Annotated in this window: 27 protein-coding genes and 1 pseudogene; 11 read left to right on the top strand and 17 right to left on the bottom strand. The window is 71.8% G+C overall.

Features of this window, described 5'->3' with window-relative positions; all coding sequences use genetic code 11:
- The 7 genes from WG922_RS14190 to WG922_RS14160 are packed head-to-tail and all read right to left on the bottom strand — an operon-like array spanning position 1 to position 7,017.
- Positions 1-861, bottom strand: a complete 861-nt coding sequence (locus tag WG922_RS14190) for a branched-chain amino acid ABC transporter permease (RefSeq protein WP_340283357.1) — start codon at positions 859-861, stop codon at positions 1-3.
- Between the two features lie 13 nt (positions 862-874).
- Positions 875-2,071 carry an amino acid ABC transporter substrate-binding protein gene (locus WG922_RS14185; RefSeq protein WP_340283356.1) on the bottom strand — a complete coding sequence of 399 codons (1,197 nt, stop codon included), beginning with the start codon at positions 2,069-2,071 and terminating at the stop codon, positions 875-877.
- 55 nt (positions 2,072-2,126) lie between these two features.
- On the bottom strand, positions 2,127-3,119 hold the full coding sequence (locus WG922_RS14180) for a Bug family tripartite tricarboxylate transporter substrate binding protein (protein ID WP_340283355.1): 993 nt from the start codon (positions 3,117-3,119) through the stop codon (positions 2,127-2,129).
- Positions 3,120-3,136: 17 nt separating this feature from the next.
- The gene (locus WG922_RS14175) at positions 3,137-4,126 is read right to left on the bottom strand and encodes a Bug family tripartite tricarboxylate transporter substrate binding protein (RefSeq protein ID WP_340283354.1); all 990 of its coding nucleotides are present in this window, start codon (positions 4,124-4,126) and stop codon (positions 3,137-3,139) included.
- Positions 4,123-5,280, bottom strand: coding sequence for a CaiB/BaiF CoA transferase family protein (locus WG922_RS14170; protein ID WP_340283353.1), 1,158 nt, complete (start codon positions 5,278-5,280; stop codon positions 4,123-4,125). The genes WG922_RS14175 and WG922_RS14170 overlap by 4 nt, the downstream gene beginning before the upstream one ends.
- The gene (locus WG922_RS14165) at positions 5,277-6,095 is read right to left on the bottom strand and encodes a citryl-CoA lyase (protein WP_340283352.1); all 819 of its coding nucleotides are present in this window, start codon (positions 6,093-6,095) and stop codon (positions 5,277-5,279) included. Before WG922_RS14165 ends, WG922_RS14170 begins: the two co-directional genes overlap by 4 nt.
- Before the next feature lie 28 nt (positions 6,096-6,123).
- The gene (locus WG922_RS14160; RefSeq protein WP_340283350.1) at positions 6,124-7,017 is read right to left on the bottom strand and encodes an intradiol ring-cleavage dioxygenase; all 894 of its coding nucleotides are present in this window, start codon (positions 7,015-7,017) and stop codon (positions 6,124-6,126) included.
- A gap of 124 nt (positions 7,018-7,141) precedes the next feature.
- Here WG922_RS14160 and WG922_RS14155 point away from each other — a divergent pair, with 124 nt between their 5' ends.
- Positions 7,142-8,026: a LysR substrate-binding domain-containing protein gene (locus WG922_RS14155; RefSeq protein WP_340283349.1), complete on the top strand. Its 885-nt coding sequence runs from the start codon at positions 7,142-7,144 to the stop codon at positions 8,024-8,026.
- Positions 8,027-8,078: 52 nt separating this feature from the next.
- Here WG922_RS14155 and WG922_RS14150 read toward each other — a convergent pair whose 3' ends face one another.
- From WG922_RS14150 to WG922_RS14135, 4 genes and pseudogenes are all read right to left on the bottom strand, one after another.
- Positions 8,079-9,062 carry a Bug family tripartite tricarboxylate transporter substrate binding protein gene (locus tag WG922_RS14150; protein WP_340283348.1) on the bottom strand — a complete coding sequence of 328 codons (984 nt, stop codon included), beginning with the start codon at positions 9,060-9,062 and terminating at the stop codon, positions 8,079-8,081.
- A gap of 1 nt (position 9,063) precedes the next feature.
- Positions 9,064-9,675 (bottom strand): nuclear transport factor 2 family protein, encoded by a 612-nt coding sequence (locus tag WG922_RS14145; RefSeq protein WP_340283347.1) that lies wholly within the window; start codon positions 9,673-9,675, stop codon positions 9,064-9,066.
- A gap of 30 nt (positions 9,676-9,705) precedes the next feature.
- Entirely contained in the window at positions 9,706-10,008 is a 303-nt protein-coding gene (locus tag WG922_RS14140; RefSeq protein WP_445322835.1) for a Dabb family protein, read from the bottom strand.
- A 51-nt stretch (positions 10,009-10,059) separates the two neighbouring features.
- Positions 10,060-10,308: pseudogene (locus WG922_RS14135) on the bottom strand (YciI family protein); the annotation flags it as partial.
- A gap of 106 nt (positions 10,309-10,414) precedes the next feature.
- Here WG922_RS14135 and WG922_RS14130 point away from each other — a divergent pair.
- Positions 10,415-11,353 (top strand): LysR family transcriptional regulator, encoded by a 939-nt coding sequence (locus tag WG922_RS14130; protein WP_340283346.1) that lies wholly within the window; start codon positions 10,415-10,417, stop codon positions 11,351-11,353.
- Positions 11,343-13,004 carry an FAD-dependent oxidoreductase gene (locus WG922_RS14125; protein ID WP_340283345.1) on the top strand — a complete coding sequence of 554 codons (1,662 nt, stop codon included), beginning with the start codon at positions 11,343-11,345 and terminating at the stop codon, positions 13,002-13,004. Before WG922_RS14130 ends, WG922_RS14125 begins: the two co-directional genes overlap by 11 nt.
- Before the next feature lie 119 nt (positions 13,005-13,123).
- Here the strand turns inward: WG922_RS14125 and WG922_RS14120 are convergent, their stop codons facing one another.
- The 4 genes from WG922_RS14120 to WG922_RS14105 all read right to left on the bottom strand — a co-directional run bounded on the left by WG922_RS14120 (position 13,124) and on the right by WG922_RS14105 (position 17,601).
- A complete protein-coding gene (locus WG922_RS14120; protein ID WP_340283344.1) occupies positions 13,124-14,194 on the bottom strand; it encodes a maleylacetate reductase in 1,071 nt (356 codons plus the stop codon).
- Positions 14,191-15,078: an NAD(P)-dependent oxidoreductase gene (locus WG922_RS14115; RefSeq protein ID WP_340283343.1), complete on the bottom strand. Its 888-nt coding sequence runs from the start codon at positions 15,076-15,078 to the stop codon at positions 14,191-14,193. Before WG922_RS14115 ends, WG922_RS14120 begins: the two co-directional genes overlap by 4 nt.
- Positions 15,079-15,092: 14 nt before the next feature.
- On the bottom strand, positions 15,093-15,248 hold the full coding sequence (locus WG922_RS14110; protein WP_340283342.1) for a hypothetical protein: 156 nt from the start codon (positions 15,246-15,248) through the stop codon (positions 15,093-15,095).
- A 190-nt stretch (positions 15,249-15,438) separates the two neighbouring features.
- On the bottom strand, positions 15,439-17,601 hold the full coding sequence (locus WG922_RS14105; protein ID WP_340283341.1) for an FAD-dependent oxidoreductase: 2,163 nt from the start codon (positions 17,599-17,601) through the stop codon (positions 15,439-15,441).
- 76 nt (positions 17,602-17,677) lie between these two features.
- Here WG922_RS14105 and WG922_RS14100 point away from each other — a divergent pair, with 76 nt between their 5' ends.
- The 6 genes from WG922_RS14100 to WG922_RS14075 all read left to right on the top strand — a co-directional run bounded on the left by WG922_RS14100 (position 17,678) and on the right by WG922_RS14075 (position 23,648).
- Complete coding sequence (locus WG922_RS14100; RefSeq protein ID WP_340283340.1) at positions 17,678-18,766, top strand: phosphotransferase; 1,089 nt, start codon at positions 17,678-17,680, stop codon at positions 18,764-18,766.
- Positions 18,763-20,109: a TIGR04283 family arsenosugar biosynthesis glycosyltransferase gene (locus WG922_RS14095; protein WP_340283339.1), complete on the top strand. Its 1,347-nt coding sequence runs from the start codon at positions 18,763-18,765 to the stop codon at positions 20,107-20,109. The genes WG922_RS14100 and WG922_RS14095 overlap by 4 nt, the downstream gene beginning before the upstream one ends.
- Positions 20,106-21,086, top strand: coding sequence for a nucleoside hydrolase (locus WG922_RS14090; RefSeq protein ID WP_340283338.1), 981 nt, complete (start codon positions 20,106-20,108; stop codon positions 21,084-21,086). Before WG922_RS14095 ends, WG922_RS14090 begins: the two co-directional genes overlap by 4 nt.
- Before the next feature lie 170 nt (positions 21,087-21,256).
- The gene (locus tag WG922_RS14085; protein WP_340283337.1) at positions 21,257-22,273 is read left to right on the top strand and encodes an SDR family oxidoreductase; all 1,017 of its coding nucleotides are present in this window, start codon (positions 21,257-21,259) and stop codon (positions 22,271-22,273) included.
- A gap of 86 nt (positions 22,274-22,359) precedes the next feature.
- Positions 22,360-22,911, top strand: a complete 552-nt coding sequence (locus tag WG922_RS14080; RefSeq protein ID WP_340283336.1) for a vitamin K epoxide reductase family protein — start codon at positions 22,360-22,362, stop codon at positions 22,909-22,911.
- Positions 22,908-23,648 (top strand): sterol desaturase family protein, encoded by a 741-nt coding sequence (locus tag WG922_RS14075; RefSeq protein ID WP_340283335.1) that lies wholly within the window; start codon positions 22,908-22,910, stop codon positions 23,646-23,648. The genes WG922_RS14080 and WG922_RS14075 overlap by 4 nt, the downstream gene beginning before the upstream one ends.
- A gap of 8 nt (positions 23,649-23,656) precedes the next feature.
- On the opposite strand, the gene WG922_RS14070 is transcribed toward WG922_RS14075, so the two are convergent.
- Complete coding sequence (locus WG922_RS14070; protein ID WP_340283334.1) at positions 23,657-24,337, bottom strand: TIGR04283 family arsenosugar biosynthesis glycosyltransferase; 681 nt, start codon at positions 24,335-24,337, stop codon at positions 23,657-23,659.
- A 20-nt stretch (positions 24,338-24,357) separates the two neighbouring features.
- Here WG922_RS14070 and WG922_RS14065 point away from each other — a divergent pair, with 20 nt between their 5' ends.
- Positions 24,358-24,978 carry a hypothetical protein gene (locus tag WG922_RS14065; protein WP_340283332.1) on the top strand — a complete coding sequence of 207 codons (621 nt, stop codon included), beginning with the start codon at positions 24,358-24,360 and terminating at the stop codon, positions 24,976-24,978.
- 59 nt (positions 24,979-25,037) lie between these two features.
- Positions 25,038-25,577, top strand: a complete 540-nt coding sequence (locus WG922_RS14060; RefSeq protein ID WP_340283330.1) for a hypothetical protein — start codon at positions 25,038-25,040, stop codon at positions 25,575-25,577.
- Between the two features lie 17 nt (positions 25,578-25,594).
- Here the strand turns inward: WG922_RS14060 and WG922_RS14055 are convergent, their stop codons facing one another.
- Positions 25,595-26,227: an ATP-binding cassette domain-containing protein gene (locus WG922_RS14055; protein WP_340283329.1), complete on the bottom strand. Its 633-nt coding sequence runs from the start codon at positions 26,225-26,227 to the stop codon at positions 25,595-25,597.
- Positions 26,228-26,263 lie beyond the last annotated feature (36 nt).

The following is a 26,263-nucleotide window of genomic DNA, read 5'->3' as shown; positions in this document are numbered from 1 at the left end:
TCAGCGCAGGCGGTTGGGGCGCAGCAGCAGCAGCGCGATCAGCAGCGAGAAGGAGACGATCGGCGCCCACGAGGGGGAGGTCACGGCCATGGTGATGGCCTCGCTCACGCCGATCAGCATGCCCGCGAGCAGCGGGCCCAGCGCACTGCCCAGCCCGCCGATCATCACCGCCGCGAACACCACGCCGACCCAGGCGAAGATCTGCGAAGGCGTGAGCGCGAAGCTCAGCGCGAGGCAGACCCCGGCGACCGCCGCGAGCGCCGCCACCAGGCCCGCCAGGATCAGCGAGAGCACGCGCTCGTTGACGCCGTACGCGGCGGCGATGCGCGGGTCTTCGGCCATGGCGCGCAGCGCCTTGCCCAGGTCGGTGTAGCGCATGGCCGCCCACACCGCCAGGGAGATCGACACGGCCAGCACCAGCGTGAGGAGTTCGGGCACCGGCACGTAGAGGCCGCCGACGGTGAACTTCATTTCGGCGTAGCGCGACTCCAGCTTGCGGAAATCGGCTGTCCAGACGCCCTGGATGGCGCTCTCGAGGACCACCGTCACGCCGAAGGTGACCAGCAGCGAATTGAACGGCGTGATGTCGAAGCGCGCGAGCACCCACTGCATGCCGGCGCCCAGTACGAAGAACAGCGGCGGCAGCACCAGCAGCCCCACCAGCGGGTCGATGCCCCAGGCGCTGGCCATGTGGTAGCTGAGGTAGGCCGCCAGGAACAGCAGCCCGAAGTGCGCCAGGTTGATCTGGCGCAGCAGGCCCCAGGTCAGGCCCAGCCCGAGGCCGATGAGGCCGTACAGGCTGCCGATGAAGATGCCGGACAGGATGGACTGCAGCAGCAGGTTCAGGCTGGGCAGGGTCATCGGGGGCGCGTCCTCAGTTGACCTTCAGCGAGGCACCGGGAGCGGCGGCGGCCTTGGGCCAGACCACGACCCATTTGCCATCCTGCACCTGCTTGATCTTCATGAGGTCGTCGCCGTAGTTGCCGGGACCGTCGAAGCGCAGGGTGCCCTGGATGGTGTCCACCTTGTTCTTGTTCAGCCAGTCGGCGATGGCCTTGTCCTCCAGGCTGTTGGCGCCGCGCACGCCCGCCTCCAGGATCTGCCAGGCCGAGTACGAGGCCGCGGCCTGCACCTCGACGCTGGTCTCCGGCAGCTTGGCCTGCGTGGCGCGCTCGTTGAACGCCTTGACGAAGTTGGCGGCCGTCGGGTTGCTGGTAAAGGGCGGGTGCTCCTCGAAGATGGTCACGGCCAGCGCGTTGTTGCCATCGGCCGCCTTGCTCATGGGGCCGGGCGCCGGATAGAGGTGGAAGTGCAGCGGCGGCGTGTAGTCGATCTTCTTCATCGCATCGAGCAGCATGTTGCCTTCCAGCCCGATGTCGCCCATCCACACGAGGTCGGGCTTGGCGTCCTTCACGCGCGCGGCGATGGGGCCGAAGTCGCGGTTGCCGAACTCCCACTCGAGGAACAGCACCTCCTGCAGCCCGCGCTTCTTGGCCACCTCGCGCCCGCCCAGGGACATGTAGTGGATGGAGGGGAACTTGCTGGTGACGATGGCGATGGTCTTGGGCGGCTTGGGCGAGGCAGCCAGCGCGTCGAACAGGGTGTTGGGCACCGTCTCCTGCGGCTTCGGCCCCAGCGACCAGGCGGGAAACTGCCGCTCGTACTTGGCCATCGACGGGATGCCGAACGTGTGGTGCACCAGCACCTTGCCGTGGCGCTGTGCGACCCCCATGGCGGACAGGATGGCGCCGGTGGCATAGGGACCCATCAGCAGATCGACCTTGTCCGAGGTGACCAGCTGCTCGTACAAGGTGCGGGCCAGGTCGGGCTTGGACTGGTCGTCCTTCACGATCCACTCCACCTTGCGCCCGAGCAGGCCGCCGCGCGCATTGAGCTGCTCGACATAGATGTCGCCCACCAGCTTGTGGACCATCGCCGTCTGCGACAGCGGGCCGGTGAGCGCCAGGGTGCTGCCGATGCGGATCGGCGGCTGCTGTGCTGCGGCGGGCAGCACCGCGAGGGCGGCCGTGCCGGCGGCCAGGCCCAGAAGGTCGCGACGAGAGTGGTTCATGCTTGTCTCCTGTTGAAATCGTTGTGCTGAAAACCCGTGCGTCGGCCGGCGCGCCCTACTCCACCTTGGCGCCGGACTTCTTGACGTAGTCGGCCGTGCGCTGCAGCTCCGAGCGCATCAGGGCCGCCATCTGCTGCGGTGTCGAGGTCATCGGGACCATGCCCTGGCTGGTCATGTTCTTCTCGACGAACTCGCGGTCGGCCAGGATGGTGTTCACCGTGGCATTGAGCTTGGCCACCACGTCGGCGGGCGTGCCCGCCGGCGCCAGGAAGCCGTACCACGCGCCCATGTCCATCTCCTTGAAGCCGGCTTCGGTGAAGGTCGGCACGTCGGGCACCAGCGGCACGCGCTTGTCGCCGCTCACGGCCAGCACCCTGAGCTTGCCGGAGCTCACGTGGCCCTGGATGGTGGGAAAGGCCGGGAAGGTGAGCAGGATCTGGCCGCCCAGCACGTCGGTCACCGCCGGGCCTGCGCCCTTGTAGGGCACGTGGACCATGTCGGAGCCGGTCAGCGTCTTGAGCATCTCGCCCATCAGGTGCGGCTGGCTGCCGGCGCCGAAGGAGCCGTAGCTCAGGTCCTTGCGCGTCTTCAGCAGCGCGGCGAGCTCCTTCATGTCCTTGGCCGGCGCGTTGGCGTTCACCACCAGTGCCAGCGCGACGTAGGTGACCGGCGCCACCGGCGTGAAGTCGCGCTGCACGTCGTAGGGCAGCTTGGGATAGAGCACCGGGTTGGCGACGAAGGTGGCGTCGTTGGTGAACAGCAGCGTGTAGCCGTCGGCCGGCGCCTTGGCTACTGCCTCGGCACCGATGGCGGTGTTGGCGCCGGAGCGGTTCTCGACCACCACGGGCTGCCCGAGCAGCTCGGACATGCGCTGGCCCATGCGCCGTCCGACGATGTCGGTGGTGCCGCCGGGCGCGTAGGGCACGATGATGCGGATCGGCTTGGTCGGGAAGGTTCCGGACGCCGGCGCCTGGGCCGCTGCCGGCAAGGCGGCGGCGGCCAGTGCGAGCGCGCCGGCGGCGTGCAGGAGGTGTCTGCGATTCGTCATGTCGTGTGCTCCCCGTTTCAATCCACTTGCGCGCCGGAGCGCTTGACCAGCTCGGCCCACTTGGCGATCTCGCTGCGGTTGAAGGCCGCGAGTTCGTCGGGCTTCATGGTGCGCAGCTCCAGCCCTTGCGCGTTGAGCTTGGACACCACCTCGGGCGCGGCCAGGCTCTGGGCGGCCGCGTCGCGCAGCTTGGCCAGCTGCGCCGGCGGCGTGTTCGCGTGCGCATACAGCATGAACCAGGCGACGAGGTCGAAGTCGCCGTAGCCCTGCTCCTGGATGGTCGGCACGTCCGGCGCGGCGGCGCTGCGCCGCGCGCTGGATACGCCGAGCGCGCGCAGCTTGCCGCTGCGGATGTGGGGCATCACGGCCGCCGGGTGATAGAACATGAACTGCACCTGGCCCGACATGACGTCGCTCATGGCGAGGCCACCTTCCTTGTAGGGCACGTGCACCATCTCGCCGCCCAGGCGCGCCTTGAGCAGCTCACCCGCCAGATGGCCCGAGGTGCCGTTGCCGGCCGAGGCGAAGCTCACCTGGCCGGTGCGCGCCATCTCGGCGAGCCCCTTGAGGTCCTTGGCCGGCGAGTTGGCTGGCACGACCAGCAGCGTCGGCGTGTAGCCGGCGAAGGCGATGGGCGCAAAGTCGCGCAGCGGGTCGTAGGGCAGCCGCTTGAACAGGGTGGCGTTGATCGCGTGCGTGCCCACCGTACCCATGACCATGCCGTAGCCGTCGGCCGCGCCCTTGGCGATCAGGTCCGAGCCGATCGAGCCGCCGGCGCCCGCGCGGTTCTCGACGATCACCGACTGCCCGAGCGGGCGCGACATGCCTTCGGCGATGACGCGGCTGACGATGTCGGTGGTGGTGCCGGCACCGAAGGGCACCACCATGCGCAGCGGCCGGCTGGGGAAGTCCTGCTGGGCAAAGGAGAGGGCCGGCAGCGCCACGGCGCCCAGCCCCAGGGCCTGCAGCAGCAGGCGTCGCGAACGGGCGGTGTTGGTGTTCTTCATGGTGCTTCCTTGCGTGCGGTGCGCGGCGTCCAGCCGTGGCGTAGTTGATCGTCGTGTTCGCCGAGCGTCGGCGGCGCGTCCACCTGCAGCGAACGCCGGCCATCGAAGGACACGGGCGATCGCACGGTGCGCGAGTCGCCCATCACCGGGTGGTGGGTGTCCACGAACAGCTGCAGGTGCTGCGCCTGCGGGTCTTCGGGCACCTCGTCGGTGCGGTACATCGGCGCGTGCGGCACGTCCTGCGCCAGCAGGCGCCGCGACCACTCGTCGCGGTCGTGCCTGCGGAACACCTCCTGCAGCACCGGAATCAGCTCCTCGTGGTGCTGCACGCGCGCCATGCGCGTGGCGAATCGGGGGTCGTCGAAGATGTCCTTGCGCTCCATGGCCGTGGCCAGCCCCTGCCAGAACTTCTCGGGCGAGGACATGTGCAGCGCGATCCACTTGCCGTCGGCGCACTCCAGCGCATACGACTGCGACACGCGCGGGCGGCTGTACGGATCCATCACCTCGCGCTCGGAGAACAGGTGCGTGAACGCATCGAGGTTGAAGTGCGTCATGGCCTCGAACATCGAGACCTCGACCCGCTTGCCGGCGCCGGTGGCATTGCGCTGGTGCAGCGCGCCGAGCACGCCGTAGGCCGCGTAGAAGCCGGTCAGCGCATCGGCCAGCGCCGGGCCCACCACGCGCGGGTTCTCGGGGTTGACCAGCAGGCGCAGGAAGCCGCTCGCGGCCTGCGCCACGGTGTCGTAGCTCGGGCGGTCGCGATACGGGCCGTCGGGGCCGAAGCCGCTGATGGCGCAGTAGATCAGGCGCGCGTTGAGGCCGCGCAGCCGCTCTTCACCCGCGCCGATCTGTTCGGCAAAACCCGGGCGGAAGTTCTGGATGTAGACGTCCGCGTCCTTGACCAGCGCATCGAATGCCGCGAGGTCCTCGGGCTTGCGCGTGTCCAGCGCGATGCTGCGCTTGTTGCGGTTGTAGGTCTGGAAGTGCGGGCTGTAGAGCCCGCCCTTGAAGGCCCGGAACGGATCGCCCGAGCCGGGGAGTTCGACCTTGACGACGTCGGCGCCGAGGTCGGCCAGCAGCATGGAGGCCGCCGGTCCGGTGATGAAGGTGCCGTGCTCGACGACGCGCACGTCCTGCAGGGGCAGCGTCATTCGGAGCCCCCCCGTTTCGGCGCGGCCGCAGGCATGGGACCGGTGTACTCGTACTCGCGCGTCGCCTGGTAGGAGAGCGCAAAACCGATCGGGTCCTCCAGCTCTTCGTTGAGGTGGCCGATGAGGCTGGCGGTGCGCGCCAGCATGGGCACGCCCTTGAGCGCGTTCACCGGAAAGCCCACGCCCAGCAGCACGGCCGGAATGGCGCCGGACACGTTGAGCTTGAGCTCCTTGCCGACGATGGCGGGGATGACCTCTTCGACCAGCTTCGCGATCTCGACATACCGCTGACCACCGCCCGCGCGCAGCGACACGTCGAAGAGCGCGCCGACGCGCGGGTCGCGCTTCTTGTGTTCGGGATGGCCATAGCCGGCGATCGGCTGGCGGCGCGCGCGCAGGTCGCTGATGACCGCGTGCGCCGCGGCGCGCAGGTCGCCCCCGTGCTGCTCGGCCGCCTTTTCGACGGCGAGGTACAGGCGGCCCGCCGTCTCGGAGGCGCCCAGGATCACCGAACCCGAACCGAGGATGCCGGCGGCCACAGCGCCCTGCATGGCGTCGGGCGCAGCCGCCATCGTCATGCGCGCGGCCTGCACGCTGGGCACCAGGCCGTGCTCGGCGATTGCCACCAGCGTGGCATTGAGCACCTCGCTGGCCGCGGCATCGGCGCGGCGGCCGGTGACCAGCAGGTGGAAGTAGTCGCCGAAGTTGATCTTGCCGATCAGCTCTTCGGACAGGTCGGCACCGCGCACGACGATGCGGTCTTCGTCCGAGGCGCAGATGGCCGAGCGAGGCGCGGTCGCCTTGCCGATTTTCATGAAGTAGCTCCTGAGGAAACGGGCCCGCTCACGCGGCGGGCACCAGGCGGAAGTCGTACGCGCAGTCGTACCAGGTCTTGTTCAGCACACGGCCGTCGGGCGCGGTGCCCGGGGCGTGCTTGCCGAAATCGACGATGAGGCTGTTGCGCACGCCGAAGACGGCGTCGGAATCGATGTAGGGGCTGTCCGCGTCGAACAGGTGCGTGACCAGCGTCTGGTGGCCCTCGGCCTGCAGCATGGTGTGCATGTGGCCGGGGCGGTTCGGGTGGCGGCCCATGCCGCGCAGCATCTTGCCCACCGGGCCGTCGGCCGGCACCGGATAGTAGGTGGGCTTGATCGACCAGAAGCTGTAGCGGCCGTCGGCATCGGTGCGAAAGCGCGCGCGCAGCTGCATGGGCGCGTCGGCGCCTTTCTGCAGGTCGTAGAAGCCCTCGGCGTCGCCCGACCACACGTCGAGCGCCGCGTTGGCTACCGGGCGCCCGGCGGTGTCGGTCACACGCCCGTGGTACCAGGCGGGCTCGCCGGCCGCGCCTTCGGCGATGTCGGCGCCGGCCGCGAGCTCCGGGGCGCCTTCCCAGTAGAACGGGCCCAGCACCGTGGCCTCGGTGGGAGGCTGCTCGTCGGGTGCGGGCGTGCGGGCGGCCGCGCCGCGGGCCTGGTCGATCGCGACCACCAGCATCGAGATGCCCAGCGTGTCGGACAGCAGGATGAACTCCTGGCGCTTCTCGTCGCACATCTGGCCCACCTGCGTGAGGAACTGGATGCCCTGCATCCATTCGTCGGGCGTGAGCTGCACCTCGCGCACGAAGGCATGGGCATGCTTGACCAGCGCGCTCATCACCTCCTTGAAGCGGGGATTGGGCGCATCGGCCATGCGGTCGATGACGGCTTGCGCGAGATCCTGGGCGGCGTATTCGGCCATGGCGTTGTCTCCTTGTCTTCGTGCTGTCCGCGGGCAGTCTAGGTTGGGCTTTTCCCGATGGAAAGTGACTTTTTTCGAGTCATATGATCGATCCCATCGATGACTTCGTACTGCGGGTAAACCCATGGAATTGCGGCACGTGCGCTACTTCGACGCGATTGCGGAAACGCTCAATTTCACGCGCGCCGCGCAGCGCCTGCACGTGACCCAATCGACGCTGTCGCACCAGATCCGGCAGATGGAGGACGAGCTGGGCGTGGCGCTGTTCGACCGCAGCGGGCGCAAGGTGCGCATGACCGAAGCCGGCGAGATGCTGCGCAGCTACATGACGCCGGCGCTCGCACAGATCGATCGCGGTCTGCAGGCGCTGCGCGGCACCGGCCTCGCGCCCACCGCGCACATCCGCCTGGGCACCACCGCCAGCTTCAACACCCGCATGGTCCCGCGCTGCGTCTCGCGCTTTCTCAGCCAGCATCCGGGGCACGAGCTCACCGTGGAGGAGCGCCCGGCCGCCGACATCGCGCGCGGGCTGGCCGACGGCTCGCTCGACCTCGCGGTGTCCTACCAGCCGGCCGACGATGCCGAGCTCTGGTTCGAGCCGCTCTACAACGAGGAGCTGCGGCTGGTGGTGGCGGCCACTCATCCGCTGGCGCGCAGGCGCCGCGTGCGCATGGCCGAGCTGCACCGCCTGCGCATGGTGCTGCTGCCGCGCAGCATGGCCACGCGCGCCCTGCTCGACGACTGCTTCGAGGCGGCGGGCGCGCAGCCCACGGTGGTGGCGCAGCTCAACTCCATCGCGCCGATGATCGAGCTGATCCGCCAGACCGACCTCGCCGGCATCATTGCGGAGACCGCTGTCCATCCCGCGGCCGACCTGCGCAGCATTCCGCTGGAGGACCCCACCCCCATCCGTACGCCGGGCCTGCTGTGGAAGCGCGGGGCCACCGGCTCGCCCACCGTGCGGCAGCTGGCCACCATCATTCGTGACGCGGTGGGGCAGGCGGGTTGAGGGCGAGCGCATGCGGTGCGGTGCGCCGGTGTGCCGTGCAGTTGCCTCGCGCCTAGTCGGCCCGGATGCCGGCGTCCTGCACCAGCCGCGTCCACCGCGTGACGTCGCGCTGCACCAGCTCACGCGTCTCGGCCGCGCCCAGGCTCAGGGGCTTGCCGCCCGCCTTGCGGAATGCCTCCACCACGTCGGGCGAGGCGATCACCTTCGCCAGCTCGGCGCGCAGCCGCGCCAGCACCTCGGGCGGCGTGGCAGCCGGAGCGAACAGGCCGAACCACGATTCGAGCTCGACGTCGGCGACCCCGGTCTCCTTCACGGTGGGCACGTCCGGGTGCAGCGGGCTGCGTTCGCCGCCGGAGACCGCCAGCGCGCGCACATTGCCGGCCTCGACCTGCGGCCTGGCCGTGGAGCTCAAATCGAAGAACAGATCGACCCGCCCGCCCAGCAGGTCCTGGTAGGCCGCCTGCGCGCCGCGGTAGGGCACGTGGGTCACGTCCACGCCGGCCTGCTTCCACAGCACGGCGGCCAGCACGTGCTGGCCCGAGCCGTTGCCGCCCGAGGCGTAGCTGAGCTTGCCGGGGTTGGCCCGCGCGTAGTCCACCACCTCCCGCAGGTTCTTGAAGGGCAGGTCCTTGCGGGCGATCAGCGTATAGCTGTAGCTCGCCGCCAGCCCCACCGGCTCGAAGTCGCGCAGGCTGTCGTACGGCAGGTTGCGGTACAGCCCCGGGTTGAGCGCGATGTTGGAGATCGACCCCACCAGCAGCGTGTAGCCGTCGGGCGCCGCCTTGGCCACCGCGTCGGTGCCGACCAGCGTGCCCGAGCCGGGCCGGTTTTCCACCACCACGGGTTGATTCACTGCCTTGGACAGCCGATCGGCCAGCAGCCGGCCGACGAAATCGAAGCCGCCGCCCGGAGGCTGCGGCACCACCACCTTGATCGGCCTGTTCGGCCAGGCTGCGGGAGCCTGCGCCCAGGCCGGCACGGCGAGCACGCAGCCCAGGGTTGCGGCCGCGAAGCTGCGGCGGTTCAAGAGGATCATGTCAGCGCTCCAGGGGTTGTCCGGCGAGCCAGCGCGCACCGCGGCGATAGAGCTCTTCGACCACCGCGCCCTTGAGCATCGGCATGTCCCGCTTGACCTGGTAGCCGATGCGCGTCTGGATGTAGGCGAGGTGGCGATAGCCGTCGGGGAACTGGGCCAGCGCGCTTGCATCGAGCTCCAGCCGCGCGGCCGGATCGATGGGGTCGATGCGGTCCTTCTCGTAGATGGGCTGGCGGTGCAGCAGCTTCCACTGGCCTTCGTGCTTCTGCACGAAATCGTAGAAGCGCCCGGTGCAGACCACGTCGCAGGGCACGCCCTCGACATTGCCGCGCTGCGAGATGGTCATCTTGGTCTGGGCGATGGCGCGCTCGCCCTGCACCTCGATGGCCGAGCCGCCCAGGAAGTGCAGGATGCTCACGCCCTTGTCCCAGCCCTCGCGCGTCACGCGGATGAAGTCGGCCCAGGGCCCCTGGAACCAGGTGGCCATCATCACGCCGTCGGGGTGCCACACGGTGGCGAAGCGATCCCAGTCGCCGGCATCGCGCCACACGGCCCAGCGTTCGATCATCCGGCGGATGCGCAGTTCGTCGTCGAGGGAGTCGGGAGTGTTCATGATGTGCTGCAAAAAAGAATGTGCGGGGCCTCAGGGCGCGACCGCGTAATCGACCTGGTGGCGCGCGATGCGCAACGCACCGAGCTCCTGCTTCACGCGCAGGTGCTCGGGATGCTGCGCATACGCGTCGAGCGCGTCCTGGCTGGCGAACTCCGAGAACAGCACCGCGTGGCAGGCGTAATCGACACCGCTGGTGTCGATTCCCACCTCCAGCCGCAGCAGCCCCGGAATGCGCCCGCGCAGGCTCTCGAAGCTGCTGCGCAGCCGCTCGAGGTTGGCCTGGCGCTCGGCGGGCGTGTCGCCGCGCACATCCCACATCACGATGTGGCGCACGCTGGGCGCATGCCCCGCCTGCTGGGGCCAGAGGTTGCTGAACGCATGGACGTGCCGCTGTGCGTAGAGCCCGGCGGCCGTGAACGGCTCCTGCGCCAGCCATTGCTCGGCCGCCTCGCGCGAGTCGAAATCGATGACCAGCAGGCTGCCCACCATGGTGCTGCCGTCGTCGGCCAGCAGGGGCCCGGCCAGGGCGATGCGCTGCGCCACCTGGGCGAGGTAGGCCTTGTGTCGCGGCCTCAGTTCGGCGCGCAGCGCGGCAGCATCCGGGCGGTCCAGCAGGTGGAGCGTGTAGAGCATCGGAGCACTGTAGAAGCAGGCCACAATCGGCAACAGATGCGCCGCTGCAAATGAGTTTTGCGCCCAGCGGAAAGACAGAGCGAACGACACGAGGAGACACACGCAGGTGGACCGCTGGACCGAAATCGAGCTGTTCGTGCAGGTGGCCGAGACCGGCAGCCTGAGCCGCGCCGCGGAGGCGCTGGCCCTGTCCAACGCGGCGGCGAGCCGCCACCTCGCGGCCCTCGAGGCGCGGCTGGGGGTGCGGCTGGTCGAGCGCAACACGCGCCGTCTGTTCCTCACCGAAACCGGGCGCGAGTTCTTCGGCCGCGCGCGCGGCATCCTGGCCGACCTGCGGGACGCCGAAGAGACCGTCAACGCCGCCGCGCTCAACCCCACCGGCATCCTTCGGGTGACCGCTTCGCTGTCCTTTTCGGTGCAGCACATCGCGCCGCTGCTCAAGGAATACACGCGGCGCTATCCCAACGTGGCGGTGCACGTCGAGGTGGCCAACCGCTACTTCGACATCATCGACAACAACATCGACGTGGCCATCCGCACCCGCGAGTTCGAGCCGGACTCGAACGTCACGATCCGCCGCCTCGGCGAGACGCGGCGCATCCTTGCCGCCTCCCCCGCCTACCTGCAGGCGCACGGCACGCCCGGCACGCTGGACGATCTGCAGCAGCACCAGATGCTGATCTACACGCACGCCAACAACCCCCACGAGCTGCGCTTCACCCGCGGCGGCGAGCAGCGCGCGCTCACCGTGGGCAGCCTGCTCGAATCCAACGACGGCCAGGTGCTGCGCGCGGCGGCGCTCGCCGGCATGGGCATCCTGGTGCAGCCCACCTACATCCTCTACGAAGACATCGTGGCCGGCCGCCTCACGCCGGTGCTCGACGACTGGGACCTGCCGCGTCTGACCATCAACATGGCCTACCCGAGCCGCAAGCACCTGTCGGCCAAGGTGCGCAGCTTCATCGACTTCATGGCCGAGCACTTCGAGCGCATGGACTACAGCCGCAAGTGGACCGGCCGCTGGATCGCCTCCCATGCAAGCTGACGTCGATACCGAAGTGCTGGTCGCGGGCGGCGGCCCGTTCGGGCTGATGCTCGCCATCGAACTCGGCCGCCGGGGCGTTCCGCTGTGGCTCGTCGATCCCAAGCCCGGCACGGCCTTCAACCCGCAGGCCAATGCCACCCAGGCGCGCACCATGGAGCATTTCCGGCGCCTGGGCTTCGCCGACGAGATCCGCGCGCAGGGGCTGCCCGGCGACCACCCCACCGACATCGCCTACTTCACCCGCTACACCGGCCACGAGCTGGCGCGCCTGTCGCTGCCCACGGCGGCCGAGGCGGTGGCGCGTGTACGCGCGCTGGGCGGCTCCTGGAGCGCGGCCGAGCTGCCGCACCGGGTGTCCCAGAAGTTCGTCGAAGCCACGCTGCTGCGCCACGCGCGCCAGCCCGCCGGCAACACGCTGCGCTATGGCTGGCGCCTGCTGGACTTCGCGGAAGACGCCACCGGCGTGACCGCCCGCATCGCGCCGGTGGACGGCGGTGCCGCGCGCACCGTGCGCGCACGCTGGCTGATCGGTGCCGACGGCGCGCGCAGCCCGGTGCGCCAGGCGCTGGGCATCCCCTGGGGCGGGGCCACCGGAGTGCGCCGCGATTTCATGGGCGGCCAGATGTTCGCCGTCTACCTGCGCGCCCCGACCTTCTACGACGCCTTCCCGCACGCCCGGGCGTGGATGATGGTGTCGTTCAACGCCCAGCGGCGCGCGTTCATGGCGAGCGTCGATGGCCGCAGCGAGTTCGCCTTCCATGCCGCCGTGCACGAGGGCGAGGCCGCCGACGCCTGGGGCGAGGCGCAGGCGCGTCGCGTGTTCGCCGAAGCCATGGGCCGGGAGATCCCGATCGAGGTGCTCTCCTGCGGCACCTGGACCGCCGGCCACTCGCTGGTGGCGCAATCGTTCGGGCGTGGCCGCGTGTGGATCGGCGGCGATGCCGCCCACCTGTTCACCCCGACCGGCGGCCTGGGCTACAACACCGCGGTCGAGGACGCGGTGAACCTGGGCTGGAAGCTGGCGCAGGTGGCGCGCGGGGTGAGCGCGCCCGCACTGCTCGCGAGCTACGAGGCCGAACGGCGGCCGCTGGCGATCCGCAACACCGGCTATGCGCGGCAGTTCGCCGATTCGGTCGGCCTGCTGCGCGCGTCGCCGGCGCTGGAGGACGACAGCGAAGCCGGGCGCGCGGCGCGTGCCGGAGCCGGCGCCGCGCTCGATGCGCACGTGCGGCTCGAATTCAACATCCCCGGCGTGACCTTCGGCGGGCGCTACGACGGCTCGCCGCTCATCGTGCCGGACGGCACCCGCCCTCCGCCCGACCAGCCCAGCGCCTACGAGCCCAGCGCCTGCCCGGGCGGGCGGCCGCCGCACGCCTGGCTGGAAGACGGCCGATCGCTCTACGACAGCTTCGGCCCCGAGTGGACGCTGCTGCGCCTTGGCGCCGACGCGCCGCAGGGCGCGGCTTTCGCCGAGGCCGCGGCAGCGTGCGGGCTGTCCCTGGCGGTCGTCCACCATGCTACGCCTTCCTTGCGTGCGCTGTACGACGCGCCGCTGGTGCTGATCCGACCCGACCAGATCGTCGCCTGGCGCGGCCGCGACGACCACGCGGCGCGCGACATCCTGCGCCAGGCAAGCGGCGCGCAGCGGTAAGACAGTCCGTGCGGAGCGCGACGCGGTGACGCAGTGACGCAGTGACGCAGTGACGCGGGGCGTGCGCGGCTAGCTCCTTGCGCTCACAACAGGCTGCACGCAGCGCGCATCGACTGCGCCTACGCCGGCCGCGTTCCCTCGAACGCGTCCTGCAGCAGCTGCCGGATCGCCGCGCGCTCCAGCGGCCGCGGGTTCGGGTACTGGTTGCTCATGGCGAGATCGCAGGCGCGGTCGAGGTCGCTCGCCTTCAGCCCCAGTTCGCGCAGCGAGGTCGGCGCGCCGTTGGCCTGCGCCAGGTCGAACACCGCCCGCGGCGCCGAGGCGCCGCCCAGCGCCCGCGCCACCCGCCGCATCGCCTCGGGCGCCGCCGGCGCGTTGTAGGCGAGCGCCTGGGGCAGCACCACGGTGTGCGTCTCGGCATGCGGCAGCCCGAAGCTGCCGCCCAGCGTGTGGCACAGCTTGTGGTGCAGCGCCATGTCCACGGTGGCCAGCACGGTGCCGCACAGCCAGGCGCCGTACAGCGCGTCGTATCGGGCCTGGCGCAAAGCCTCGCTGCCGGCCTCGCCGTGCGCGATGACGGGCAGCGCGCGGCCGAAAGCGGCGATGCCCTCCTCGGCCAGCAAATCGATGATGGGATTGGTGTTGACCGAATAGAAACCTTCGGCGGCGTGCGCGATGGCGTTCATGCCGCTGGCCACGCTCATGGCGCGCGGCAGGCCCGCGCTCAGCTCGGGGTCGTAGATCACGGTGCGCGGCAGCACGCGCTCGTCGCGGCCGGTCTTCTTCACGCCGCCCTCGGTGATGCCGAACACGGTGGTCATCTCCGAGCCGGCGTAGGTGGTGGGAATGGCCAGGATCGGCAGGGGCGATTCCAGCGCGATCGCCTTGCCCAGCCCGATGGTCGAGCCGCCGCCGATGGCCACCGCGCAGTCCGCACCCAGCCGGCGCGCCGTCTCGCGGGCCTCGCGGGCGGTCTCGATGGGAACGTGCATGGCCGCCTGGTCGAACAGGCCGGCACAGCGCGCACCCAGGATGGCCGCCACCTGCTCGCCGGCTTCGCGCTGCTGCGGCGTGCACAGCACCAGTGCGCGGGATGCGCCGATGGTGTCGATCTCGCGCTGCAGATGCTGGAGGCTGCCGGCGCCGAAGAGGACGCGTGCGGGCCGACCGATGTAGAGGAAGTCCTTCATGGCGCGATTGTCCCGTCCGCGCCGAGCCCGGCGCTGCGTTCGACCACCTTGAGGATGGCCGCGTAGTCCTCGCCGCCGTCGCCCTGCGCGACGGCCGCCGACATCCACTGGCGCGTGAGCGCGGTCTGCGCCAGCGGCACCTGCAGGGCCTGCGCGGCGCCGAGGATCAGGTCGAGGTCCTTGATCATCTGGTGCACCGTGAAGGTGGGCGTGAAATCGCGCGCGGCCAGGGCATCGGCCTTGGCCCGCAGGATCGGCGAGGCCACCGCGCTGGCGGTGAACACGCGCCACATCGCCTCGCCTTCCAGGCCGCCCTTGCGGCCCAGCGCGAGCGCCTCGGCCAGCATGGCGCTGGTCTGCGCGATCATGAGGTTCACCACCAGCTTCATCAGCCGCGCCTGCTCACCCTCGCCCAGGTACAGCTGCGTCGGCCCGAGCAGCCGCAGCAGCGGCAAGGCGCGTTCCCAGGCGGACGCCGGGCCGGACCCCATCACCGTCAGCTGCGCCGCCTCGGCCATCTGGTTGTTGCCCGAGACGGTGCAACGCAGGTGCGCGACGCCGGCGGCCTCGCAGCTGCGAGCCACCTCGGCCGACGCCTGCGGCGACACGGTGCTGGTGTCGATGAAGAGCAGCCCCGGTCGGCCCCACCGGGCGACCGCGTCGCCGACCTGCCGCAAGGCCTGGTCGTGCGGCAGCGAAGACAGGACCACGTCCACACCGGCCAGCGCCGCCTCGCTCCAGGGCCGCTGCGCCAGGCCGGCCTCACCGGCCAGCGCCAGGCGCTGCGGGTCGGGGTCGCTCACGCCCACGGAGTGGCCGCCTGTGCCCAGGTGGCGCGCCATGGGAAGCCCCATCTTCCCGACGCCGACGACGTGGACACGCATCTGCCGCCCCTGCATCACCACGCCCGGGCGCTGCCTGCGCGGCGCCGTAGGGCGGCTTCGTCGCGCCAGGTCGGCCGCGCGTGCGGCGGGCGGCCGGGGCTGGGCCGATCACGGTCCTCGGCCAGCAGGCGGGAAGGACCGAAGCCGATCCACTCGGCGTGGTTGCTCATGCGGGGCTCCTCTCGATGAACTCTCGATGGACTCTCCATCGCGGCGCACGCCGCGAGGCGCGGCAGCATCGTGGCGCAGTGTCCGCGTTGCGGCCGGGCGGGATCAATCCCCCAACCGGGAATACAGTTTTCCTCGGCCCGCAACAAGCAGGGTCCGCGCGGATGGGGGGTGCGCAGCGCTCCTTCGACTTCAGCCCCGCCGCCAGGCGTGCCAGCGGCCCAGCAGGCCCAGCGCCCAGGCGGGCTGGTGGGAGCGGCGCCACTGCCCGGCCGCGTACTTGTTGGCTTCGGCGCGCGTGGGATAGGTGTGCACCGTGCCCAGCACCTTGCTCAGGCCCAGGCCGTGCTGCATGGCCAGCACCCATTCGGCCAGCAGCTCGGCCGCCTGCTCGCCCACCAGCGTGACGCCCAGGATGCGGTCGCGCCCCGGCACCGTGAGCACCTTGACGAAGCCCTGCGTGTCGCTGTCGGCAATGGCGCGGTCCAGCTCGTGCAGCGGAAAGCACGTGACCTCGCAGTCGATGCCCTGCTCGCGCGCCTCCTGCTCGTTCAGGCCGACGCGCGCCACCTCGGGATCGACGAAGGTCGCCGACGGAATGGCGCGGGCATCGACCTTGAAACGCCGCACGGTCCCGAACAGCGCGTTCAGCGTGGCGTACCAGGCCTGGTGCGCGGCGGTGTGCGTGAACTGCCACGGCCCGGCCACGTCGCCGGCCGCGTAGATGTTGGGATAGAGCGTCTCCAGCCAGGCGTTGGTGCCCACCGTGCGTTCGGCCACGATGCCCAGCTCCTCCAGGCCGTAGCCTTCCAGGCGGGCGCGCCGGCCCACGGCGCAGACCAGCGCGTCGTAGGCGATGCGCTGCTCGCGACCGTCGGCACGCGCGACCAGCACCTTGTCGGCGCCTTCGCGCTCGCAGCGCAGCGCTTCGTGGCCGGTCAGCACCCGCACGCCGTCCGCTTCCAGCGAAGCGCGCACGAGCTCGGACACCTCGGCGTCCTCGCGCGCCAGCAATCGCGGCGCCAGCTCGACCTGGGTGACCTGCGAGCCCAGACGCGCGAAGGCCTGCGCCAGCTCGCAGCCGATCGGACCGCCTCCCAGGATCAGCAGCCGCGCGGGCGCCGTGTCGAGCTGCGCGAACGCGTCCCACAGCGTGTCGCTGGTGAGGCAGCCGAGCTCCTGCAGGCCCGGCAGCGGCGGCACGATCGGGCGCGCGCCGGCAGCGATGACCACGCTGCGGGTCGTCAGCCGCTGGATGCCGCCGTCGTTGCGTGCGATCTCCACCGTCCAGGGATCGAGCAGCCTGGCGTGCCCCGCGACCACGTCCACCCCCAGCCCGGTGAAACGCTCGACGCTGTCGTGCGGCTCGATGGCGCGCACCACCTCGCGCACGCGGCGCATGACCTCGGCGAAAGGAAAGTCGGGTTCCACGGGGGTACCGCCCCAGCGCGCGGCGTGGCGCATCTGGTGCGCCAGCCGGGCGCTGCGGATCAGCGCCTTGCTGGGAACGCAGCCGGTGTTCAGACAGTCACCGCCCATGCGGTGCGACTCGACCAGCGTCACCTTCGCGCGCAAGGCCGCGCCGAGATAGGCCGACACCAGCCCGGCCGAGCCGGCGCCGATCACCACCAGGTTGCGGTCGAAGCGGCGCGGGCGCCGACCGCGCCAGCGCGCGTAGACGCGGCGCCGCTGCGCGAGGCGGGCGATGCCGCGCGCGATCCAGGGCAGCAGCGCCAGCAGCACGAAGGCGCCCAGCACCGAGGGGCTCAGCAGCCCCGACAGCGAATCCACCGCGGCGAGCTGCGTACCGGCGTTCACGTACACGAGCGTGGCCGGCAGCATCCCGATCTGGCTCACCGCATAGAAGGTGGCCGCGCGCATGCCGGTGAGGCCCATCACCAGGTTCACCACGAAGAACGGCACCAGCGGCACCAGCCGCAGCGAGAACAGGTAGAGCGCGCCGTCGCGCTGCAGGCCACGATCGACCTCCCGCAGCCGGGCGCCGAAGCGCGCGCGCACGTTGTCCCGCAGCAAGGAGCGGGCAAGGAGGAAAGCCAGCAGCGCGCCGACGCTGGAGGCGAAAGAGACGATCAAAGTACCCCAGCCCAGCCCGAACAATGCGCCGCCGGCAAGCGTCAGCACGGCCGCACCGGGCAGCGAGAGCCCCGTCACCAGCAGGTACACGCCCACGTACGCCGCCCCCACCCGCAGCGGCCGCTCGGCCGCGAGTTGCTGCAGCTGCAGCTGGCGCTCGCGCAGCGCCTCCAGGCTCAGCAGACGGTGCGTGTCGAACGTGAAGAACAGCACCACCGCGAGAACGAGCAGCAGCAGGAGAGCGGTTTTCTTGGGGGGCATGCGGTGCGATCGTGGTGGACACCGCGCAGCTTAGCGAGGGGGTAACCTCTCGGCCACATCCCCTGCAATGGCCCGCATGAGCACGGCATCCGCGCGATCCCCCGACCACCCGCCCGCCGGCGCGCTGCTGGGCGCGCTCGCCGCCGCCCTGGCGCAGGCAGGCTCGCCCTGGCGCAGCGCGCCGCTCACCTGGATGCCCGACAAGGGCCTCGCGCACGACCACGTGCGGCTGGAGGGCACCGGCCTGCTCGCGCGGATCCCCAAGCAAAGCCAGATGGGCCTCGATGCCGAGGGCAACCTGCGCTATCAGCGCGCCTGCTTCGAGCGCGCCTACGCCAGTGCGCACACGCCGCGCCTGGCGGGCTGGCTGCCGGTGTCGGCTGCACTGCCGCGCGGCGCCCTGCTGGTCGAGGAGGTGGCGGGCCAGCCGGCGCGGCTGCCTGCCGACCTGCCCGCGCTGGCCGATGCGCTGGCCCGGCTGCACCGGCTGCCGCTGCCCGAGGCCGCGGCGCGCGCCCCGCTGAGCAGCCCCCCCGATGCGCTGCTCGCGCAGTGGGACGAGATCGCCACGCAAGCCCTGCACTTCGACGCCGCCGGCGTCGATCCGGCCGCGCGTCGCGCCATCGCACGCCAGCTCGAGCGGCTGCGTGTGGCGCTGGAGCGGCCGGCGCGACCGCCCCAGCGGCTGATCGCGTTCGACGCCCATCCGGGCAACTTCCTGCTGCGCGCCGACGGCAGCGCGGTCCTGGTCGATCTGGAGAAGTGCCGCTACGGCACCCCGGGCCTGGACCTCGCGCATGCCTCCCTCTACACCTCCACCACCTGGGACCGCGACAGCTGTGCGGTACTCGCGCCCGGCGCGGTGCTGGCCTTCTACCGGCAGTGGGAGGCGCGCGCCGGATGCGAACTGGCCGATGCGGCGCGGCCCTGGCACACGCTGCTGCGCCGCGCCATGTGGCTGTGGTCGGTGAGCTGGTGCGCCAAGTGGCGGGTCGCCTCGGCGCGCGCGCCCGACCCGCGGCCGAGCGGCGAGGACTGGTCGGCCGAGCGCAGTTCGCGGGCGCTGGTGGACCACGTGCGCGAGCGGGTCGATCACTATCTCTCGCCCGAGGTCGTCCTGCGCCTGACCGAGGAGTTCGACGCCCTCGACGAGGCGCTGCGATGAGCGCCTGGCTGCGCATCGTCGTGCCGGTGCTGAACGAGGCCGGCCGGCTGCCCGCCCTTCTGCGGGCGCTGGCGCCGATGCGCGCGCGCGGCGCCGAAGTGGTGGTGGTGGACGGCGGCAGCACCGACACCAGCTGGGCCCTGGCCTGTGCCCACGCCGACCGCGTGCTGCTGGCCCCGCGGGGCCGGGCCAGCCAGATGAACGCGGGCGCCGAGGGATTCAGCGGCGAGGCGCTGCTGTTCCTGCACGCCGACACCCTGCCGCCGCCGGATGCCGACCGGCTGCTGCGCGCCGCGCTCGGGCAGGACCGCTCCTGGGGCCGCTTCGATCTGCGCATCACCGGCACCCATCCGCTGCTGCCGGTGGTGCAGCGCGCCATCAACCTGCGCTCGCGCCTGAGCGGAATTGCGACCGGCGACCAGGCGATGTTCGTGACAGCGCACGTGTTCCGGAAGCTCGGCGGCTTCGCGCCGCTCGCGCTGATGGAAGACGTCGAGCTGAGCACGCGCCTGTGCCGGGCAGCGGGTCCGCCGGCCTGCCTGCGCCAGCCGGTGGAGACCTCGGGGCGCCGCTGGGAGCGCCACGGCGTGGCGCGCACCGTCGGCCTGATGTGGCTGCTGCGCGCGCAATTCGCGCTGGGCGCCGACGCGAACCGGCTGGCCCGGCGCTACGGCTATGGCGCCGCGCCGGCCCCTGCGTCCGCCGTGGTGGCGATGCTCGCGAAGGCGCCGGTGGCCGGCTTCGCCAAGACGCGGCTCGCACCTGCCATCGGAGCCCGGGCGGCGGCCCGGGCGCAGCGGCGCATGACCCTCGGCGCGCTGCACGCGGTGCGCTCGGCCGCGCTCGGCCCGGTGGCGCTCTGGTGCGCCCCGGACGCGCACCACCGGCTGTTCCGCGCCCTGGCACGGCACGGCGGCGTAACGCTGCATGCGCAGCCCCCGGGCGACCTCGGGGAGCGGCTGGGTGCGGCCATGCGATCGCATTTCCTGCACCGGCCCGAGCTGCCGTTGCTTCTCATCGGCACCGACTGCGCGGTGCTCGCCCCGGGCCATCTCCAGGCCGCGGCGGCGCTCCTGCGAGATCACGACGCGGTGATGATTCCGGCCGAGGACGGCGGCTACGTGCTGCTCGGCCTGGCGCGTCCGATGCCGCAGCTGTTTTCGGCCGGCATGCCCTGGAGCAGCCCCGAGGTGGCCCGGTGCACGCGCGAGCGCCTGCGCGCAAGCGGTGCGCGCTGGTGCGAGCTCGACGCGCTGTGGGACATCGACGACGCGCGGGACTGGCAACGCCTGCAGCAACTCACCGCCACCGCCACGCCCCCCACCGGAGGCAGCTTCGCATGAACACGACGCGGGACGACGACTGGTACCGCCTGCGCCTGGCCGAGCCCGGCCGTGGCCCGCTGCCGGTGGTGATCGACACCGACACGGCCAACGAAATCGATGACCAGTTCGCCCTGGCCTGGGCGCTGCGTGCACCCGAGCGGCTGCGCGTCGAGGCGCTGTACGCGGCGCCTTTCTCGTTCGCGCACCGGCGCGCCGCATGGCCCGACGCACCGCCGGACGCCCCGCCCTTCGCGCCACCCGAGGTCGGCATGCAGCGCAGCCACGACGAGATCCTGCGCGTGCTCGACGCACTGGGCGAGCCGGCGCAGGGCCGCGTGTTCCCCGGCAGCACCGGGTACCTGCCGGCTGCGAACGTGCCGCTGCACAGCCCGGCCGCCGGGCACCTGGTGGCGCGGGCGCGCGCGGCGCCGCGGGACGAGCCGCTCTACGTGCTGGTGCTGGGCTGTCCCACCAACGTCGCCAGCGCGCTGCTGCTGGCGCCGGACATCGCCGAACGTATCGTGGTGGTCTGGACCAGCGGCTTTCCCACCCACGCGCCGCACCCCAACGATTCCTTCAACCTCGAGCAGGACCTGCACGCCTCGCGCGTGCTGTTCGACAGTGGCGTGCCGATGGTCTACCTGCCCGGCTATCACATCGGCGCGCAGCTGCGCCTGTCGCGGGCCGAGGCCGAGCGCACCTTGCCCGGGCGCGGCGCGATCGGCGAGCTGCTGTGGAACCTGTTTTGCGACAACCCGCTGTGGTGCCTCTCGGGCGGCGCGCCCACAGGCCATCACAGCTGGGTGATCTGGGACCTGATCTGCGTCGCCTGGGTGCTCGAGCCGCGCTGGGTGCCCAGCATGCTGGTGCGCGCCCCCCGGCTGCAGGACGACCGGCGCTGGATTGCAGCGCCCGCGCGACACCTCATGCGCGAGGGCTGGGCCGTCGAGCGCGACGCGATCTTCAACGACCTCTTCCGCCGGCTCGAACGCTGAGGTTGCTGCGCCCGGGCAGCGCGGCCACAACATCCGGTTGCCCAAGTTGCCGGTGCTCGCCGCGCTTGCGGTCCTGCCTTACACAGGGTGTGTGGGAGCCTTGTGCGTAGGCAGGGTCGGCCGGGCCGTGCCATGGACCCGCACGCAAGCAGAAGGACGACGCAGTGGACATGAAAATCGGACCAGGCACCGTGGTGGTGGTGACCGGCGGCAGTGCCGGGGTCGGCAGGGCCATCGCGGACGCGTGCGCGCGCCGCGGCGCCAAGGTCGCGGTGCTCGCCCGCGAGCCGCAGCGCCTGGAGCAGACCCGCAGCGCCCTGCTGGCACTGGGCGCCGAGCAGGTGCTCGCGATCCCCACGGACGTGGCCGACGAAGCGCAGGTCGAGGCCGCCTGCGACCGCATCGAGCGAGAACTCGGCCCCATCGACGTCTGGGTCAACAACGCGATGGTGACGCTGGTCGCACCCGTCAGCGAGACCACGCCCGAGGAGCTGCGGCGGGTGACCGAGGTCACCTACCACGGAGCGGTGTGGGGAACGATGGCGGCACTGCGCCGCATGCGCGGGCGCAACCGCGGCAGCATCGTGCAGGTGGGCTCGGCGCTCAGCTACCGCCCGATTCCGCTGCAGGCCGCCTACTGCGGCGCCAAGCACGCGATGCTGGGCTTCACCGACGCCCTGCGCAGCGAGCTGATCCAGGAAGGCAGCGCCATCCACCTGGCGATGGTGCAGCTGCCGGCGGTGAATACGCCGCAGTTCGAGTGGTGCCGCACCAGGATGGCCGGCCATCCCCGGCCGATGGGGACGATCTACCAGCCGGAGCTGATCGCCGATGCGGTGCTCTACGCCGCCGAAGGCCACCGGCGCGAGCTGTTCGTGACCATCTCCAGCGCCAATGCGATCTGGGGCGACAAGTTGATTCCGCGCCTGCTGGACCGCTTCCTCGCGCGCACGGCCTACCCCGGCCAGCAGATGCGCGAGCGGGTCGCGCCCGATCGCAAGGACAACCTGTTCGAGCCGGTTCCCGGCCCCTGGGGCGCCCACGGGCGCTTCGACGAGCAGGCCAAGCCCGCCAGCGCCACCTTGTGGCTCAACCTGCACCGCAACTGGCTGCTGGCGTCCACCGCGGCGCTGCTCGCCGTCGGCGCCGTGGCCGCCGGCGCCGGCCGCAAGGGACTGCGCCGCTGAGCCCGGCGCACGAGGGCGCGCGCAGTCGCTCTATCGCCGGCCCAGAAGCCCCCAGAACACCCCCACACCCCAAGGAGATCCACGCCATGCCATCGATCAGCAAGCTACTGGGCGAAGACCCCTCCGCGCTGCGGCAGTACATGCAGGAGGGCTCGGACGAGCACCTGACCCTGCGGCGCGGGGCCGTGGTCGTGTCGCTGATCGGCATCGCCGCGATGGCCGCCACGACGCTGCTGCAGACGGGCGTGGTGCGCAACCTGCCCGATCCGCGCCGCGGCAACTTCCACACCAAGCAGGTCAACTCCTCCGAGGAGGCCTACAGCTACGGCGGCCCCGACAGCCCGATCGCCATCACCACGCACGGCGTGAACATGGTGCTGGCCTCCATGGGCGGAGCCGAGCGCAGCACGCGGCACCCCTGGCTGCCGCTGCTGGCCACCGTCTTCGCCGGCGCGCAGGCCGTCACCGCCGCGCGCTACCTGTTCTGGCAGATGCCCAAGATCGACAAGGCCTGGTGTCCTTACTGCATCGTCGATGCGCTGACGCACTTCGCGACCGTCGCCCTCACGCTGCCGGAGAGTGCGGCAGCCATCAAGCACCTGAGCAGCGGCAAGCGCCCGCTGCTGGAGAACCGGTGAAAGGCGGCGCCACGCTCGCGCTCGGCGCCGGCTTCCTGCTGCTGCTGTGGGCGGAGCGGCGCCGGCCGCTGCGGCGCCCGGTGCAGCCCGACGCGGCGCGCGTGCCGGGCAACCTGCTGGCGGGCGCCGCCGCGGCGCTGACGGTGGCGGTGACGCAGACGCCGCTGGTACAGCCGCTGGCGCTTCGGGTCGAGAAGCACCGGCTCGGGCTGGTGCCGCGCCTGGGGCTTTCACCCGCCGGCGCGACGCTGCTCGCGCTGGTGCTGCTCGACTACACGCTCTACCTCTGGCATGTGCTGCTGCACCGCGCCCTGTGGCGCTGGCACCGGTTCCACCATGCCGACCGCGACCTGGACACCTCCACCGCGCTGCGCTTCCATGCCATGGAGCTGCTGTGGTCGCTGCCCTGGCGCGCAGCGCAGGTGCTGCTGATCGGCGTCACGCCCCGCCAGCTGAAGCTGTGGAGCCAGCTCACCGGGGCGGAGGTGATGTTCCACCACAGCAACCTGCGCCTGGCTCCCCCGCTGGAGCGCGCGCTCGGCTGGCTGGTGGTCACGCCGGCGCTGCACGGGGTACACCACGCGGACCGCGAGCGGCTGCAGCACGCCAACCTCTCCAGCGGCCTCACGGTGTGGGACCGGCTGCACGGCACCTACCTGCGCGTGGAGCAGCCGGATCGGGTGACCATCGGACTTCCCCGCGAGGAGGCCGCGCACGCGCTGGCGCGGCAGCCCTGATGCTGCGCTCAGCGCACTTCCTGCGAGAAGCCGCGGCCGCCCGGCGTGAGCCCGAGGCGGTGGCGCGCGAGGATCAGCAGGCCGCGCGCGGTGGTGCGCCAGATGCCCTGCTGCAGGAAGCGCCGCGCGTCGGTCACGGCTTCGGCTTCGAGCAGCCGCCCGCGCGCGTGCCGGCGCAGGCGCTCGCAGAAGATCACGTCCTCCAGGATGTCCACTTCGGGGAAGCCGCCCAGCGACTCGAACAGCTCACGCGCGACGAACATGCCGTGGTCGCCGTAGTAGATGCCGGTCAGCCGGCACTTGAGGTTGTGGCCCCGGGAGATCAGGCGCAGCCGCCAGTCGGGATGGGAGAAGCGGTGGCGGAAGGCCCCGGCGCGCAGCCCCTGGGCGGTCGCGGCGGCGAGCATCTGCAAGGCGCCGGGCGCGAGTCGGGTGTCCACATGCAGGAACAGCAGCAGCTCGCCGCGCGCTGCGGCCGCACCGGCATTCATCTGGCGCGCCCGTCCCGGCGCCGCATGCAGGCAGCGCACGCCGGGCACCTGCGCCGCGCGCGCGGCCGTCGCGTCGGTGCTGCCGCCGTCCACCACGATCAGCTCGACCGGAACGCTGCACGCCTGCGCGCGCAGCGCGGCGAGCGCCCCCTGCACCAGGGCTGCCTCGTTGCGCACCGGGACGACGACGCTGATCACGCGGCCATCATAGGAGCGCCATGCTGAGCGCCAGCGACCTCGGCCCGCTGCTCGCGGCCATCGCGCGGGCCGAGGCGATCTCGCGCGACGTGGCGCTGCGCCAGTCGCGGCTCGCACCGGCGCCGCTGGCGCGCGCTCTCGCGCAGCAGGCACGGCAGGAGGCCGCCCATGCCACGCTGTTCGGCGCCGCCGCGGCCGCCCTGCCGGGCGGGGCGCGCTGTCCGCCGCGCGTCGAGCGCGCGCTGCAGGCTTTCCGGGTGCGGCTGGAGCGCGACCTCGACCGCGCCGAGCTGGCCGGCACGCTGGTCGGTCTGCAGGGCGTGCTGGAGTCGCTGGCCTGCGTGGCCCTGGAGCCGCCGCCAGGCGAACTGGCACGGCTGGCCGACCGGCTGGTGCCGCTGCGGCTGCTGGTGCTGCGCCAGGAAGACGCGCACCACCAGCTCGGCGAACGCTGGATCGGCCGCCTGGTATCCGATCCCGCACAGGCGCTCGCCCCTGCGCGGCTGGCCTACACCGCGCTGGCGGCCGACCTGCTGGACGCCGGCCTGGCCGAACTCGCATGCCTGGCCGGCGATGCGCCGCACTACCGGACGGCCATCGCCACGCGGCTGGCGCTGTCGCCCGACCCGCAGGTGCCCTGAACCGCCGCATCGCCCGGCACCACACCGCTCGCGTTTTTTCACTTCCCAAGGAGTACGACATGGCCCATCCCGACGAGAACCGCCGCACCGTGGACGACGCGACGCCCGCAGGCACCCTGGTGCCCTCCCGCACGCGCTGGGGCGCGGCGGCCCTGGCCGGCCTCGTCGCCGGCGCAGTCGCGCTGGTGCTGGAGATGCTCCTGCTGGGCTTCGTCTACGGCATCAGCTTCTGGTCGCCCCTGCACGCCAATGCGGTCATCGTCATGGGGCCGGGCGCCCTGCCGGCAGCCTCGCCCACCACCGGCACCATCGTGATCGTGGGTGCGGCGATCCAGCTCGCGCTGTCGGCCCTGTACGGCCTGCTGATCGGATGGCTCGTGCACCGCATGGACCTGGGCCCCGCGCTGCTGGTCGGCTTGGCGGTGGGGGTCGCCCTGTATGCCCTGCAGTTCTACCTGATCGCGCCGGCCATGCTGCCCTGGTTCGTGGGCCTGCGCACCTGGGTCATGGCGATCGGATTCATGGTCTTCGGCCTGCTGACCGCCGGGCTGTACATCGGCATGCGCGGCCGCCGCGTGCCGCGCGCACGCGTGGGCTGAGGGCGGTGCGGCCCGGCCTACCCGGGCGGCTGAAGACGCGTGAGGCACTGCGCGTCGGCTACGTCGGCCTGGTCGTGCGTGACCAGCAGCGCGGGGATGCCACGGGCGCGCAAGGTGTCGAAGACCAGCGCGCGCATACGGCCGCGCAGGTCGGCGTCGAGCCGGGCGAAGGGCTCGTCCAGCAGCAGGGCACGCGGCCGCGCGAGCAGGGCCCGCGCCAGCGCGACGCGGGCACGCTGGCCGCCCGAGAGCGTCGCCGGATCCGCGCGCAGGAAGTCCGCCATCTCCACTTCGGCCAGCGCCTGCGCCACCGCCTGCTCGCGTGCCGCGCGCGCACCGGGCGGCACGGCGAACAGCAGGTTCTCGCGCACCGTCATGTGCGCGAACAGCAGATCGTCCTGGAACAGGATGCCGATGCCGCGCCGCCGGGTGGGCAGCGCGTCTACGCGCGTGCCGTCCAGGTGCACGGTGCCGGCGAAGCGCACCGCGTCGGGCGCGATGCCGCAGACGACCGCCAGCAGGCTCGATTTGCCGCAGCCGCTCGCTCCCATGAGCGTGTGCACGTCGCCCCCCCGGACCCGCAGCGCGAGCGCCCGCACCAGGACGCGCCCGCCCACGGCCAGCTCGTCGATCTGCACGTCCAGCGTCACCGCAGGGCCTCCGCGCCGCGCCGGGCGCGGCCGTTC

This window comes from Ramlibacter sp. AN1015 (assembly GCF_037726105.1).
GTDB lineage: Bacteria > Pseudomonadota > Gammaproteobacteria > Burkholderiales > Burkholderiaceae_C > Ramlibacter.
The sequence above is the reverse complement of the archived record's forward strand: the minus strand, read 5'-3'. Positions and strand labels throughout refer to the sequence as shown.

Bases quoted from the DNA above. Each gene is read 5' to 3' on its own strand.
- WG922_RS14190 (WP_340283357.1), bottom strand. From the start codon at position 861: ATGACCCTGCCCAGCCTGAACCTGCTGCTGCAGTCCATCCTGTCCGGC.
- WG922_RS14185 (WP_340283356.1), bottom strand. From the start codon at position 2,071: ATGAACCACTCTCGTCGCGACCTTCTGGGCCTGGCCGCCGGCACGGCC.
- WG922_RS14180 (WP_340283355.1), bottom strand. From the start codon at position 3,119: ATGACGAATCGCAGACACCTCCTGCACGCCGCCGGCGCGCTCGCACTG.
- WG922_RS14175 (WP_340283354.1), bottom strand. From the start codon at position 4,126: ATGAAGAACACCAACACCGCCCGTTCGCGACGCCTGCTGCTGCAGGCC.
- WG922_RS14170 (WP_340283353.1), bottom strand. From the start codon at position 5,280: ATGACGCTGCCCCTGCAGGACGTGCGCGTCGTCGAGCACGGCACCTTC.
- WG922_RS14165 (WP_340283352.1), bottom strand. From the start codon at position 6,095: ATGAAAATCGGCAAGGCGACCGCGCCTCGCTCGGCCATCTGCGCCTCG.
- WG922_RS14160 (WP_340283350.1), bottom strand. From the start codon at position 7,017: ATGGCCGAATACGCCGCCCAGGATCTCGCGCAAGCCGTCATCGACCGC.
- WG922_RS14155 (WP_340283349.1), top strand. From the start codon at position 7,142: ATGGAATTGCGGCACGTGCGCTACTTCGACGCGATTGCGGAAACGCTC.
- WG922_RS14150 (WP_340283348.1), bottom strand. From the start codon at position 9,062: ATGATCCTCTTGAACCGCCGCAGCTTCGCGGCCGCAACCCTGGGCTGC.
- WG922_RS14145 (WP_340283347.1), bottom strand. From the start codon at position 9,675: ATGAACACTCCCGACTCCCTCGACGACGAACTGCGCATCCGCCGGATG.
- WG922_RS14125 (WP_340283345.1), top strand. From the start codon at position 11,343: ATGCAAGCTGACGTCGATACCGAAGTGCTGGTCGCGGGCGGCGGCCCG.
- WG922_RS14120 (WP_340283344.1), bottom strand. From the start codon at position 14,194: ATGAAGGACTTCCTCTACATCGGTCGGCCCGCACGCGTCCTCTTCGGC.
- WG922_RS14115 (WP_340283343.1), bottom strand. From the start codon at position 15,078: ATGCGTGTCCACGTCGTCGGCGTCGGGAAGATGGGGCTTCCCATGGCG.
- WG922_RS14110 (WP_340283342.1), bottom strand. From the start codon at position 15,248: ATGAGCAACCACGCCGAGTGGATCGGCTTCGGTCCTTCCCGCCTGCTG.
- WG922_RS14105 (WP_340283341.1), bottom strand. From the start codon at position 17,601: ATGCCCCCCAAGAAAACCGCTCTCCTGCTGCTGCTCGTTCTCGCGGTG.
- WG922_RS14100 (WP_340283340.1), top strand. From the start codon at position 17,678: ATGAGCACGGCATCCGCGCGATCCCCCGACCACCCGCCCGCCGGCGCG.
- WG922_RS14095 (WP_340283339.1), top strand. From the start codon at position 18,763: ATGAGCGCCTGGCTGCGCATCGTCGTGCCGGTGCTGAACGAGGCCGGC.
- WG922_RS14090 (WP_340283338.1), top strand. From the start codon at position 20,106: ATGAACACGACGCGGGACGACGACTGGTACCGCCTGCGCCTGGCCGAG.
- WG922_RS14085 (WP_340283337.1), top strand. From the start codon at position 21,257: ATGAAAATCGGACCAGGCACCGTGGTGGTGGTGACCGGCGGCAGTGCC.
- WG922_RS14080 (WP_340283336.1), top strand. From the start codon at position 22,360: ATGCCATCGATCAGCAAGCTACTGGGCGAAGACCCCTCCGCGCTGCGG.
- WG922_RS14065 (WP_340283332.1), top strand. From the start codon at position 24,358: ATGCTGAGCGCCAGCGACCTCGGCCCGCTGCTCGCGGCCATCGCGCGG.
- WG922_RS14060 (WP_340283330.1), top strand. From the start codon at position 25,038: ATGGCCCATCCCGACGAGAACCGCCGCACCGTGGACGACGCGACGCCC.